Origin of the sequence: Paenibacillus sp. FSL P4-0184 (genome assembly GCF_038004625.1) — a bacterium.
Taxonomy (GTDB): Bacteria; Bacillota; Bacilli; order Paenibacillales; family Paenibacillaceae; genus Paenibacillus_AQ.
The window spans coordinates 3,949,874-3,963,869 of the sequence record NZ_JBBORN010000001.1 but is presented as its reverse complement, the minus strand read 5'-3'; the positions used below and the strand labels follow the sequence as shown (position 1 = coordinate 3,963,869).

General features: G+C 45.3%; 12 protein-coding genes and 1 pseudogene. 1 reads left to right on the top strand and 12 read right to left on the bottom strand.

Features of this window, described 5'->3' with window-relative positions; genetic code table 11:
* Nucleotides 1-40: 40 nt before the first annotated feature.
* The 6 genes from MKY52_RS17300 to MKY52_RS17275 form a co-directional block, all read right to left on the bottom strand.
* The gene (locus tag MKY52_RS17300) at nucleotides 41-664 is read right to left on the bottom strand and encodes a DedA family protein (RefSeq protein WP_042190577.1); all 624 of its coding nucleotides are present in this window, start codon (nucleotides 662-664) and stop codon (nucleotides 41-43) included.
* A 17-nt stretch (nucleotides 665-681) separates the two neighbouring features.
* Nucleotides 682-2,631: an ABC transporter permease gene (locus MKY52_RS17295; RefSeq protein WP_341052509.1), complete on the bottom strand. Its 1,950-nt coding sequence runs from the start codon at nucleotides 2,629-2,631 to the stop codon at nucleotides 682-684.
* Nucleotides 2,606-3,376: an ABC transporter ATP-binding protein gene (locus MKY52_RS17290; protein ID WP_076300832.1), complete on the bottom strand. Its 771-nt coding sequence runs from the start codon at nucleotides 3,374-3,376 to the stop codon at nucleotides 2,606-2,608. Before MKY52_RS17290 ends, MKY52_RS17295 begins: the two co-directional genes overlap by 26 nt.
* Nucleotides 3,377-3,461: 85 nt before the next feature.
* Entirely contained in the window at nucleotides 3,462-4,460 is a 999-nt protein-coding gene (locus MKY52_RS17285; RefSeq protein ID WP_341052507.1) for a sensor histidine kinase, read from the bottom strand.
* Entirely contained in the window at nucleotides 4,457-5,158 is a 702-nt protein-coding gene (locus MKY52_RS17280; protein WP_341052505.1) for a response regulator transcription factor, read from the bottom strand. The genes MKY52_RS17285 and MKY52_RS17280 overlap by 4 nt, the downstream gene beginning before the upstream one ends.
* 771 nt (nucleotides 5,159-5,929) lie before the next feature.
* A complete protein-coding gene (locus MKY52_RS17275; protein WP_042190589.1) occupies nucleotides 5,930-6,724 on the bottom strand; it encodes a TIGR00266 family protein in 795 nt (264 codons plus the stop codon).
* Between the two features lie 480 nt (nucleotides 6,725-7,204).
* Between MKY52_RS17275 and trhO the strand changes: the two genes are divergently transcribed.
* The gene (gene trhO / locus MKY52_RS17270; RefSeq protein WP_341052503.1) at nucleotides 7,205-8,101 is read left to right on the top strand and encodes an oxygen-dependent tRNA uridine(34) hydroxylase TrhO; all 897 of its coding nucleotides are present in this window, start codon (nucleotides 7,205-7,207) and stop codon (nucleotides 8,099-8,101) included.
* Between the two features lie 257 nt (nucleotides 8,102-8,358).
* On the opposite strand, the gene MKY52_RS17265 is transcribed toward trhO, so the two are convergent.
* From MKY52_RS17265 to MKY52_RS17240, 6 genes and pseudogenes are all read right to left on the bottom strand, one after another.
* The gene (locus tag MKY52_RS17265; RefSeq protein WP_076284668.1) at nucleotides 8,359-9,030 is read right to left on the bottom strand and encodes a YitT family protein; all 672 of its coding nucleotides are present in this window, start codon (nucleotides 9,028-9,030) and stop codon (nucleotides 8,359-8,361) included.
* Between the two features lie 317 nt (nucleotides 9,031-9,347).
* Entirely contained in the window at nucleotides 9,348-9,848 is a 501-nt protein-coding gene (locus tag MKY52_RS17260; RefSeq protein ID WP_042190595.1) for a Crp/Fnr family transcriptional regulator, read from the bottom strand.
* A 218-nt stretch (nucleotides 9,849-10,066) separates the two neighbouring features.
* Nucleotides 10,067-11,995, bottom strand: a complete 1,929-nt coding sequence (locus MKY52_RS17255) for a PTS fructose transporter subunit IIABC (RefSeq protein ID WP_042190597.1) — start codon at nucleotides 11,993-11,995, stop codon at nucleotides 10,067-10,069.
* 38 nt (nucleotides 11,996-12,033) lie between these two features.
* Entirely contained in the window at nucleotides 12,034-12,945 is a 912-nt protein-coding gene (gene pfkB, locus MKY52_RS17250) for a 1-phosphofructokinase (protein ID WP_341052500.1), read from the bottom strand.
* A 146-nt stretch (nucleotides 12,946-13,091) separates the two neighbouring features.
* Nucleotides 13,092-13,679, bottom strand: a complete 588-nt coding sequence (locus tag MKY52_RS17245) for a DeoR/GlpR family DNA-binding transcription regulator (protein ID WP_341053449.1) — start codon at nucleotides 13,677-13,679, stop codon at nucleotides 13,092-13,094.
* A 3-nt stretch (nucleotides 13,680-13,682) separates the two neighbouring features.
* Nucleotides 13,683-13,865, bottom strand: a pseudogene (locus tag MKY52_RS17240) (DeoR family transcriptional regulator); the annotation flags it as partial.
* Between the last annotated feature and the right edge of the window lie 131 nt (nucleotides 13,866-13,996).

Genomic DNA, 13,996 nt, shown 5'->3' with positions numbered 1-13,996 from the left:
TCCTTTTAATCATAACTTTTATCTATAAGTCCTTCTCGGCTCAACCTTCGGTGTTCATTTTCCGGCTGCGCTTGCGGAAGAACAAATACCCAAGGATCACTACTCCACCTGCAAGAAGCACGTACACTACGTTGGAGTACATATCCATATACATGGCGATGTCTTCCCAGGACTCACCCAATGCCGCACCAATAAGCACCAGCAATAGATTCCATCCCAGCGTACCAATCGTTGTGAAGATCATAAACACTCCAAATTTCATGCCCGACATCCCTGCAGGGATCGAAATCAAACTACGCACTAGTGGAACCATCCGACAAAATAGTACGGTCCAATAGCCATATTTGTCAAACCAAGCGTCAGCCTTGTGGATGTCCTTTTTGCTAATCCGGAGTAGGCCGCCCCAGCGTTCAACGATCTTTTCCAAGCGATTTACATCCAACAAACGACCGATATAATAGAGAATCACTGCACCCAGCAGTGAGCCAAGCGTAGCAGCAATAATTACACCAGGAATGGTCAAATTCGTTGTGGTTGTCATGAATCCGCCAAAAGGAAGGATCACTTCGGAAGGAATCGGTGGAAATATATTTTCAAAAGCGAGCATCAGGAAAATACCAAAGTAACCAAACTGCTCCATAAAATCTGTAATCCATGCTTGCATTTCGTAACCCCCATTATTCAGATCAAGTTCTTCTTCAAGTTGCGTAAATAACGGCTGCGAATAAAAAAGAAGTAAAGTCCCTGGACAGCCAAATATCCCAATAACACCGCCCCGGTCTCCACAGCAATAGATAAGTAAAACAACCGCTGAAGCGCAATAAAGGCAAACACACTATGCAAAATGGCTACCCCAACCGGAACAAAAAACAACAACGACAATTGTATCGTTACAATTCGGTTTAGCTCTTGATCTGTAAGTCCCATTTTGGACAATGTAGAATATTGATGACGATCATGATCTAGATCTGTATAGAGCCGGAAGTAAAGGAAGCTGCCTGCTGCAATGAAAAAGACAGTACCCACCAGTAAAGAAGCGAATAGCATCGTGTTGTACAATGTTCTCTGTATTTCAAACAGCGTGCCGCTAACAACAATCGCGTATGGCGAGTTACTTTCATAGGACCGTTTCCCTTTATGAGCAAGATCCGCCGCTATACCTACTGTTCGCGGGAAGTCATCCATGTAAAATCCTGTATACAAATCGGTCTGTACGGGATGAATAGCCTTGTAAAGCTCATCGCTAATCACAACACCACTGAAATCTCCCCCATCCCTTCCATCCAGCTCCGGCAATAGATATTCGGCAATCGGAACATGCTGGGTATAACCCATTTCTCGAATGGAAAGACCTTGCTTCAAGGTATATACCGGCTTTACTCTACCCGCTTGCAGACTCCGGTCTCGTTGCGAACCGATCATCACCAGTCCTTCATCTCCACTTAGAGGCTGCTCATCCGTCGTAAACCCTGCACGAAGCAGAGCAAGCTTATAATCACTGTAAGCAATCAAGGGAAGCCTTAACGTGCGATCTGGCCCGGTCTGAGATTCCACCTCTGCGTATTTAATCGGAATACTAAGTGTCTCATAGGGTAAACCGAGCGTTGTAAGCTCTTCCTTAATTTCGTCCAAATGCTGATCAAAAGGATCCTGCAATTGATTGCCTTTGGCTACATAACCAACTGCTGCGGGATAGTCCAATTTCAACTCTCTGGAAAGCGTATGGATCGATGCGAATACTCCCACTGAAGTAAAAGAGACTGCGGATACAATCGTCACCATAAAAAACATTCGGGCATTCTCTTTCCAGCGGTAAGACAAGCCCGATAAAGTAATGATATTCGTGTGGTTCCAATACAGGCGCCGGATCGCCTTAAGTAGTTTAACAGTGTAAATACTGAGCTGAGTATAAAAGAGATAGGTACCCGCAACCGTAATTATAACGACCGGGAACATCACCTTTTCAACCGAAGCCGCTTGTGCTGTAGCCGCCATAAAATAGCCCGTTAACAGCAATAAAGCAGACAGTATAGATAACACCAAGGAAACTTTAGGTTCCTCTTCTGCTTTTCGTTCTCCCTGAAACAGCCGCATCAGTGATTCATTCCCAATAAAGAAGAACGTGCTTAGCGAGATTAGAATAAATAACAGCGCAAAGCTACATATCGTTAGTACAAGCGCCTGCCATGGAAGATGAAACGTTAAAAGAGGTATCCCTAGAAAAGTAGATCCGATCATCAAAAACAACTTGCCCAGAATTAACCCTAGTAAAGTACCTGTCAGGATGGCAGAGGTGCCGATCATCATATTTTCCAAAAATACCATCATGTTCAGCTGTCGCTTCGTCATTCCATGCATCAATAAAATCCCAAACTCCATCTTACGTGACTGCAGGAATGATCCGACCGATACAAGAACGAACAAGGAGCAAAACACATAAATAATGGCTTCTGCCGCCATCATTGTATGAGCAGCTGTACTATAAACCAAGCTCTTAGAAATATCCGGATGGTAAATAAACAATGCGCACACAAAAAAGATCATCACTGAAAAAGCACTGACGACAAAATAAGCCGCATATTTACGCTTGTTACGTGTAACATTCCTATAAGCGAATTGCCGAAAGGTCATGGCTAGTTCCCCCAAGCAGAGACAACATATCAATGATACTTTGGAAGAAGGCGCCTCTGCTGCTCCCCCTGTACATTTCACTATAGAAACGTCCGTCTTTAATAAAGATGACTCGGTTACAAAAGCTCGCAGCCACTGCGTCATGTGTGACCATCAGCACGGTTGCCCCTTCTTCCTGATTCACCTCTGTCAGCATATTCATGACTTCACCTGAAGCTTTGGAATCCAGATTCCCTGTAGGCTCATCTGCTAAAATCAATGAAGGACGATGAATCATCGCCCGGGCGATGGCGGTCCGCTGCATCTGTCCACCTGAAATCTCGTATGTCCTTTTTTGCAGCAAATGCTCAATGTCCAGCATACTTGCTACTTCTTTCAATCTGCTCTCCATTTCCGTAACACGGACACCAGCAAGCGTGAGAGGCAGCACAATGTTCTCCTCTACAGTGAGCGTATCCAGCAGATTGAAATGCTGAAAGACGAAACCAAGCTCATGGCGGCGAAAGAGTGCCTTTTCTTTTCTGCTAAGCAGATTGGGATCTCGACCGTTGATCAGAATCTGACCGGAGGTCGGCTGGTCGATGGTGGCGATCGTGTTGAGCAGTGTTGTTTTTCCACTCCCCGAAGGTCCCATAATGCCAACAAACTCCCCTTTTTCAACAGAAAAACGAATATGATTCAATGCCTGAGTGGACACTTTACCCTCATATATTTTTGATAAATTATGAACATCTAGAATGGGCAAGTGTTACCTCTCCTTCTTTCGACTGGATTGCCTTCATTATACAAAGTGTATACACAGGCTGCCATTTCTCTAACTTACAATGACCTTACATTTTTGTAAGGTAGGACTCTCTAAACACTATCCGCACGGTCGTGCCCTTACCTTCTTCTGAGCAAATGCTCACCTCGTGACCAAGTTTTCCGCAGATCTGTTTCACAAGATATAGACCCATCCCCGTGGATTCTTGAAAGGTTCGTCCATTCACACCTGTAAAATAAGGATCAAACACACGCGGCAGATCACCTGCTGGGATGCCAACTCCTTCATCTCGTATCTCCAGTACTGCTCTCTTTTCTTCTTGTATGTACCCATGAAAATATACATGTTTGCCGACTTCCGTCGTATAACGTATTGCATTCGTAATTATCTGCGTAAGAACAAAACTTAGCCATTTCTCATCTGTGGTTACAGAGATTCGTTCATCTATTTTAATAGTAGGAAATATACGGTTACGTATGAACAGACGCTTCTGCTCTGAGGTCACGCTACGTACGAGGGTTTCCAAATCCAAACGTTCCACGTAAAAATCATGCTCAAAAGTATCTAACCGAGCCGTGTAAAGTACAGTGTCCAGTCCTTTTTTCAGACGGTCTAGTTCATCACCTATCGCCGTAAAAGGCGGTCCGTCTTTATCTTGAATCATCAAATGGATGACAGACAATGGCGTCTTCATCCCATGCACCCACTGATTAATAAAGTGAATATGTTCTTCCAGCTTGTGGCGGTAGCTGTGTAAATCATTTTTGTAGAGGCGGAATTGTGACCCTAGTAGTCCTCGTAAACTCACGGCAAGCGGAGAATCCTGTAATGGACCGCCAGCTTCATCTAGAGAGGTGGGTACAGTCTCCAGTCTTTCATAGAACGTACGATTGCTGATATACCGATAAGCGAGGTAGCCAAGCAGCAGACAAGTACTGAGAAGAGCAGCGTACAGACTAACACTCACACCACTGCCCCCATCCAGCCGATATACTAGTGTGATCAAGATGAGCTGTGCTAGATAGACAACAATTAAAGGGATCTGCTCCCTTAAAAATAGCTTCAATCCTCATCCCCCCAATTCGGAATCAAGCGGTAGCCTTGACCTCGAACGGTTTGTAGACCGTCCGTAATCTCAAGAGAGGCAAGCTTTTTACGTACACGGGTGACATAGACATTAAGCGTATTCTCATCCACAAAGGCTTGATCATCCCAGATTTTTTCGAGCAGTCTGTCGCGGGTAACGATAGTTCCAGACTTTTGCATCAGCTCATCTAGTATCTTGGCTTCCGTGTGACTTAAATCCACCTTGGCTTCTCCTCGAGTAAGGACTAGTCGCTCCACATCCAGTGCCATTCCGGCAACGGTTAGGGTACGCTCATTGTTGCTTCCCGCATAGGTACCGTAGGCGCGTCGCAGCTGGCTTTTGATTTTGGCCATCGCAATTTCGTAATCAAAGGGCTTCGTAATATAATCGTCGGCTCCGTTCTCCAACGCCATCACCTGATCCATTTTGCCATCGCGGGCAGATATAAAAAGGATAGGGCAGGTGGAAATCCCACGAATCTGGCGGCACCAGTAATACCCATCGTATTTTGGCAAATTAACATCTAAAAGAACCAAGTGCGGAGCGAACGTCTCAAACTGAGTGCGAACACGCTCGAAATCATTCACAGCCTGTGTTTCATATCCAAACTTATGTAAATAATCCTGCAGCAGAGCCACCAGTCCACGGTCATCTTCTATAATAAATATTTTGAACATATCATGCCTCCGGTCACAGCCTTAACATTATAGTACGTGTTCAAAAAGTACGGTTTTCAGCACCGAGAAGATTGGATGAAGGTAGAAACTGAGGAGCGGAGCGTAGTGGAAGCTACGTGAGCACCGGAAGTTTCGCCTGAATTCAATATTCGATGTCGAATAATCTTCTTGAAATACTTCGTGATCAAAAGCGGACTTTTTGAACAACCTCTTATAAGGGCTTTGCCAAATAATATATACATCGCGGACAGGGTTAGTCAAATTGTTAGGGAGATTGTATGATAGATCATCAGCGTAAAGCTAGGCAGGTCGCCAAGCGTAACGTGAGGCAAATCGTCATGCCTAACGCGAGGTAGGTATTTGATGGTTATGAATTAAACTATCCCAAGCCCAACCTCTAAAAAAGACCCGTGAATGAGCATAATCATTCACGGGTCTCACTATATAGTTAGTTGCAAATACAGTAGCGGTGGACATCACAGAGTCGATAATTCAAACGTCGAATGGTGATATCACATCGAACATAAGTAACCAATGTCTTGCTGAAGCAATTAGAACTGGATCCGGCTATTTCTACGGGATTTATACCGTTCTTTTGGCTGGACCCGCTCAATCCGTGCAAATCAAGGGCATTTTTGCCCCTCTTTCGCGCTATTCGGGCCAACACGCACAAGACAAGGGTATTTCTGCCCTTGTCTCCCCCTAATAAGCCACTCGCTAAAACCGCTTATTCTGTGCCTCGAATGTTCTACCCATCAACCTCGCCCAAACCTATCTGCCATCCAGCAGATTGCCGAGTCCCCCAAGTACGCTGCCTTCTTCTTTGCGTCCACTGTTACCGGCTGCGGACAGAATGCGGTCAGCCATACGGCTGAATGGCAGTGACTGCACCCACACCTTGCCGGGTCCGCGCAGTGTGGCGAAGAACAGGCCCTCTCCGCCGAATAGCGCGGTTTTGACACCTTTTACAAACTCAATATTATAATCCACGGAAGATGTCATAGCGACAAGACAGCCAGTGTCCAGCTTGAGCGTCTCTCCCGGCTGCAGTGTGCGTTCCATAACGTAGCCACCAGAGTGTACGAATGCAAGACCGTCGCCCTCCAGCTTTTGCATAATAAAGCCTTCTCCACCAAAAAAGCCGGTGCCCAGCTTGCGCTGAAATTCAATACCGATCGAGACGCCCTTCGCCGCACAGAGGAATGAATCCTTTTGACAGATCACTTTTCCAGCGTATTGCTGAAGATCGAGCGGGATGATTTTTCCTGGATATGGAGCAGCAAAGGTGACACTTTTTCGTCCATAAGAACCGCTGTGTGTGAATACGGTCATGAACAAGCTTTCCCCTGTCAACAGACGCTTGCCCGCACCCATCAGCTTACCCATCAGTCCGCTTCCGCGCGTCCCCCCACTACCATCACCAAAGATCGTCTCCATCGTAATTTCCTGATCCATCATCATGAAGCTTCCAGCTTCGGCAATTACACTCTCTCCGGGGTCAAGCTGCACCTCCACACACTGAATTTCCTCGCCCATAATGACATAATCAATCTCGTGAGCACTCATCCCGCAGTTCCTCCTTATTATTAAAGTCACCATGTGACTCTTCGAATGAAAATTAATACGCAAGTTGTGATTCACGGTTTCGCCAATCATAACTATCCATGTTATTCGCCTATATCCAGCAAAAAAGTCAACCAAAATTCTGGCTGACCTTAATCGTAGTATCCCTGAAAAATGCAGGTTATCCCAGCCGACAAAACGACTACATCCAACAGGATGAATACAGTACCTACTTTGACTCCTACATCCACTGATCAGCAGCGACAAAATACCGTCTCCTCCACTCGCGCCGCCAATTCGCAGACTAATCCCCATAGGTAGATGATTCAGACATATTCCTTGCGTTGTTTTTCTTACTAATATCCAAGTTTTAACCATTACCGATTCAAGAGTATCTTTTTCAAGTCTTGATAATATGTTACAATACTTTTTATACTTAAACGTTTATTTAGTAGTCTAATTCTAATGATAAAGGTGAAAAGAATGAAACCACAATCGGAATATGCAATTCTGCTATACTATAAATTTGTAAAAGTGCCGGATGCAGAACAATTCGCTCAGGAGCATTTGGCTTACTGCAAAGAGCTTGACGTAAAGGGACGAATTCTCATCTCAGATGAGGGCATTAACGGGACACTGTCCGGTACGATTGCCCAAACCGAGCAATACATGAAGGATTTGCGCGCAAATCCGCTGTTTAGCGATATCGTCTTCAAGATCGATGAGGCTGATGGTCATGCCTTCAAAAAGATCTTCGTTCGTTATAAAAAGGAACTCGTTACGTTCCGGGTCGAGGATGAACTGGACCCTAACGTGATCACCGGAGAGCATCTGGCGCCTAAAGATTTCTATGAAATGATGCAGCGCGATGATGTGGTAATTCTGGATGGTCGTACCGGCTACGAATTCGATCTTGGTCATTTCCGTGGTTCCATCCGCCCTGAAGTAGACAGCTTCAAAGAATTCCCGGACTGGATTCGCGAGAATATGAGCGAGCTAAAAGATAAACCAATCCTAACCTACTGTACAGGCGGAATCCGCTGCGAGAAATTAAGCGGGTTTATGATGAAGGAAGGCTTCCAGCAGGTGTACCAGCTGGATGGCGGCATTGTGACTTATGGTAAAGACCCTGAGGTACAGGGCCAACTGTTTGATGGAAAATGTTATGTCTTCGATGAGCGGATCTCCGTACAGATTAATCATACCGACGAGGATATCATTGTTGGTCGTTGCCATCACTGCGGTCATCCAGCTGACCAATTCATCAACTGCGCCAACGATGCTTGCCACCTTCAGCATATTTGCTGTGAGGACTGTGAAGCACAGCACAGTGGTCATTGCTCGGACGAATGCGAAGCTATCACGAATGCCGTGGGCTAAATAAAAGGGCAAGCTGGTCGCAAATGTCTCTACACGATTCAAAGACGAGCACAAGAGAGTCTTAAATTAACTAAAAGGTGGCGTACATGATTTTCACTGTACGCCACCTTTTGTTATGAGCGAAACGTCCAAGCAACGCCCCTGAGATCTTCAACCCTTTAAATCACGTCACTTATACAACAAAAAAAGTCAACCAGAAATTCTGGCTGACCTTAAATATAGTATATCCCCGAAATAAGCTGTTTATACAGTCTTATTCATATTACCGTACCATCATGTGGCTTACGCAGCGTAGACTGAATCTTTGGCGCCTTCACTAACTTTGGTTTACCTAAAGAGGTTGTAAAGGTGATCACATAACCAGCTACAACTACCGCCATCACCGTATACATCGTTTCTCTAACAGGCATATAAAAGAGTGATAATGCCAGAACGACTACGTCCAACATGATGAATACTGTACCTACTTTAATTCCCTTCCATTCACTGATCAGCAGCGACAAAATATCGTCTCCACCACTTGCGCCGCCGCTTCGCAGAATAATTCCCGCGCCTAAACCTGTCAGTACGCCAGACAAAAGAGCTGCTAATGCCAAGTTGCTCTGCAAGTTGATGACCAAACCGGAATAACGTTCCATGAGTCCGTAAAAGATTGTAAAAGCTCCTACAGAAACAAAGGTGTTGCACACGAACGCTTTCCCTTTGAACATCCATGCAATCAAGAGTACTGGAACGTCTAGAAGCAGAGTTGAAATTGAAGGTGAAATTCCTAATACATATTTGCCGAGTAGCGATAATCCTACGAATCCGCCCTCAGACAAATGGTTCTGAAAATTGATGTGATAATAAGCAAATGCAAGCAAAAATGTTCCAAACAAAATGACTGTCAACCGGAGCAGTACATTCACTCCGTAATTGTGGTTCCTCATACAGGTCTCCCCTTATCGTATATGGCGGCTAAACGTCCCACCAACCTCTACGACGGGTAAAACCGGAGGTATTGCTCCTTCGCATATATATACTCCTTCCCCTCGCAGAGGCGGTTCGTCGAGTAACAACGGTTCACGCACCTTCTACAGGGAAGCTAAGTATAAGACAGATCATAACGTTTCCAAATCGTCCTTTGGGGAATCGTCCTTCGGGGACACATGGTATCCTGATCCTTTCTGTAATTTAATAAGTTCTAAATACATTATACCACGGAGATCCCCCACTCTAAACACTTCGCTATAAAAATAGGCAGGAATCACTCCACGGTACGCAACAAACGATTGACTGTTTCGCGTCTCACACCGATCAATTGTCCAATTTCTTCCTGTGTCAAAAGCTCTGTTAGCGCTGCGCCATGAGAGTAGTCATTGAACCAACGGGTTAAGAGCTCCATACGTTCTGCGGGTGTTCCAACAGTAAGGTGATCTAGCCGAGTCTGCATAAACCGTACCTTCTCCTGAAGAAGGATGGCGATTTCCATCGCTCGACCTGGCTCATCCCGTACCTGTTGATACCATTCCGCTGAAGGAACTGCCTCCACCTCGCTCTTCATCATCGCAACCGCTGTTCCATGCGCCTCCTTTGGCGAAATGAGTGAATGATGGGGAACCATCTCACCAGGATACAAGATGTTGAATAACACCATGTTCCCATTTTCATGAAGCCTTGTTACCTTGAACAGCCCATTTTTCACCTTATATAAGAATTCGCAGCTGTCCCCTTGACGGAACAAGACCTCCCCCTTGTGCAGTATCATCTCGCTCGCTCCTTTGCCCTCTTGTTATATATATTTTCAATTATACAAAAATAAACCTCAATGAAGGAGATTATTCTCGCAAGGGTAGAGGGGCATGCGTGGTCAAAGTTTGAAGAAACGCCTTCGGCTTCCTCTTAGGGACGATGATCGTTTCTGCGAAAAACTGCCGAGCACCAGAAGAAGCGTCTGGCACCCAGCAGTTCAAATTATTTATTTTATTACTTTGCCTCAAGAGGTTTCTTCCATAATCCGAGCATTAATCCGGAAATAACAGATCCGATCAGAACGGCCAATAGGAACAACAACGCATGACTCGAAAGCGCGGCTACAAAGATCCCACCATGCGGTGCTGGAACGTTGATATTCCAAAACTGAGTGAGTCCACCTGCTACGGCTGAACCTAGGATACAAGAAGTCAGGACACGCAGTGGATCGGCAGCAGCGAATGGAATCGCCCCTTCTGTAATGAACGATAAGCCCAATACATAGTTTGTTAACCCTGACTTACGTTCTGATTCTGTAAATTTGTTCTTAAAGAAGGTAGTAGCAAGCGCTATTGCAAGTGGAGGAACCATACCGCCTGCCATTACAGCCGCCATCATGAATCCGTTAGTATTTCCACTGGTAGTGAATACCCCGATGGCAAAAGTGTAGGCCGCTTTATTGAAAGGACCTCCCATATCAATAGCCATCATTCCACCGAGAACGAGACCCAGAATGACTGCATTAACGGTTCCAAGATCGTTAAGCCAATTAATAAGTCCTACGTTCATCCAACTAAAGATCGGATCGAACAGGTAATACATCAATCCACCGGTTATCAATAGACCAAATACCGGATATAACAGAATCGGCTTTAATCCGTCGAGCGTTTTTGGCAGACCTGCAAACAGTTTGCGCAGACCGATAACAACATAACCAGCCAAGAAACCTGCAGCCAGACCGCCGAGGAATCCAGCGTTGGAATTCAAGGCCATGTAACCGCCAACCATACCTGGCATCAGGGCTGGACGGTCACCAATACTAATCGCAATAAATCCAGCAAGAACCGGAATTAGGAAATGGAAGGCACCATCACCGCCACCAATCGTCTGCAGCAGCTGGAATAGAGGGTGATTCTCTCCACCGACTTGTTCAATCAGGAAGGAGATCGCCAGCAGAATACCACCGCCGACTACAAACGGCAGCATGTGAGAGATACCGTTCATCAAGTCCTTGTATATTTTACTGCCGATACTGCCGGATTTCTCTTTCGACTCTCCCTCATTACCACTACGACCTTCATTATGGTAAATCGGTGCATCGCCGTTCATTGCTTTGCGAATGAGCTCTTCCGATTTGCGAATACCGTCACTAACCGGTCTTTGCAGTACTGGCTTACCATCAAAACGGGCCATTTCCACTTGTTTATCGGCTGCCACAATTACACCACTTGCACGCCGAATCTCGTCGGGTGTTAAGACATTTTTGGCACCTTCTGAACCATTTGTCTCTACACGGATATTAACTCCCATTTCCAGAGCCTTCTTCTTGAGCGCATCTTCAGCCATAAAGGTATGCGCAATTCCAGTAGGACAAGCAGTAACAGCTACGACGAATGCTTGGGAATCCGGGTTGCCGACGATTAGCTTTTCAGGTTCTGACTTCTTGACAGCTTCAGCAGCTTCGCTCTCTTTCTCCTTGGCTTCTCCTTCCGCCTGCTTCGCATCGAACAAGGCGGATACCTCATCTGGAGTTCGGGTATTCATCAGCTGTTCAATGAATTCGCTATCGATCAACAGTCTGGACAGCGAGGCCAATGTACGAAGATGCATGTTGCCCGCTCCTTCTGGGGCGGCAATCATAAAGAAGATCCGAGCCGGCTCATCATCAAGTGATTCGAATTCGACGCCCGTCGCACTCTTGGCAAACACAACTGTCGCTTCATTCACCGCTTTAGTCTTGGCATGTGGCATTGCAATACCGCCACCAATCCCAGTACTGGACTGCTCTTCACGCTTCAGGATCATCTCTTTAAATAGAACAGGATCATTGATACGACCACTTGCGGCAAGACTGGCAATCAATTCATCAATTGCACCTTCTTTAGTGGTTGCTTTTAAATCCATAATCATTGTATCTTTTATCATCAAATCCGTAATTCTCACATCTTCCAACTCCCTTGAGTACTTTGAATGCTGTTAGCTTACACTTCTGAGATGTTGATCAGCGGTCTCAGCTGCTCAATGAATGCTCTATCGGCCAGGTCATCAGAGAAAGCTGTTGCGCTACCTGAGGCAACACCTGCACGGAAAGCTTCCATTAAATCTCCAGTCAAAGAAAATGTGCCAACGAATCCAGCGATCATAGAATCGCCTGCGCCTACAGAATTCTTTACTGCTCCTTTTGGAGCATTGGCGTGGTATACCCCCTGTTCCGTAATGAACAAGGCACCTTCACCAGCCATTGAAACTAACACATGCTTCGCGCCAGCTTCGAGCAGCTTGCGACCATAAGTAATAATTTCTTCCTTAGTCTGTATCGTAACGCCGAATAGCTCTGCAAGCTCATGATGATTAGGCTTAACGAGCAACGGCTGATGAGGGAGTGCCTTTTTCAGCGCTGAACCTGTAGTATCAATGACAAATTCGGCCCCTCTTTGCTTGCATACAGATATCAACTTGTCATAGAAATCAGCACCCAGTGAAGGAGGAACACTTCCGGACAATATCACAACATCGCCTGTATTCAGAACAGCCATCTTCTGTAATAATGCCTCTGCCTCCGTATCTCGGATGATAGGCCCTGCACCATTAATCTCCGTTTCCTCTCCATGCTTAAGCTTGATATTAATTCGGGTATCATCAGAAACAAATACGAAATCACTTGAAATCGACTCTTTCCGCAACCATTCCTCAATATATCGTCCAGTGAATCCACCAAGGAAGCCTATAGCTTTATTCTGAACCTCAAGCTGATTTAACACGCGTGATACGTTGATCCCTTTACCTCCAGGAAGCTTCAAATCACGTTTCATCCGGTTCAAGCCACCAAGTCTCAAATCTTCAACTTCCACGATGTAATCGATGGAAGGATTAAGCGTTACTGTATAGATCATAATTATCCCTCAATTATTTTGGTTTTCTAAGCCATAGATTACCGGCTAAACATGCGGCAAATGTAATTTCTCCAAACGATCTTACAATGATTCCATACCACTCAAATTAAGACATTTTCTAACCGTAGAACATCCTCCACCTAAGGTCATACCAGCGAGAAATCTACGCCCATTTGCGTAATCTCACGGATGAACTTTTCAGACGCACCAGAATCAATAATGCAGTGATCCATTTCCGTCACGTCGGCAACCTTACAGAAGGATACTTGACCGAGCTTGCTATGATCAGCCAGAAGAATTACTTGCTTCGCAACCGAGATCATCTTACGTTTGGTCGCTGCTTCAAGCATATTAGGTGTAGTGATTCCTTCTCGTAAGTCTAATCCGTTGGTTGCAAGAAAGGTTTTATCAACTCTTACCATCTCTAAAGAGCGCTCTGTCATCGGTCCTACAAAAGCCAATGTATCCGGCCTTAACATTCCGCCTGTAATCGAGACTTCTATATTGCGACAATCCCGCAGTTCATTAAGCGCCATAATCGAATTCGTAATGACTTTGATATTAGAAAAAGCCCTCAGCTCTTTGGCAATCTGTAGCGTTGTGGTTCCAGCATCCAGCAGAATAGCATCGCCTTCCTGAATCATCTCTACGGCCTTGCGTGCTATCCTCTGCTTCTCATCCAATAATCGATCTTCCTTATCTGGATAAGTCGCCTCATAGTTAACACTCTGCAGGGATACTGCCCCGCCGTGCGTTCGTTTCAGCAACTTGGCTTCTTCAAGCTCTTTCAGGTCACGGCGCACAGTAGACTCAGACACGCCCAGTTCCTGACTTAGCTCCTGTACCGAAGCTCTTGAATTCTTTTCCACAAAAAGCACGATTCTTTGTTTTCTCTCTTCCTCAAACAACATCGTGGTTCGCTCCTTTAAGTTACAGTGCTATCCCATTTATTAAATGCGCTTATCTTTGGAAATCCATGACCATTATTTGATTATATATGACTGTTATTGATCATTTGTGCTCGTTTATGATTTTAACAGCGTTTTCATCA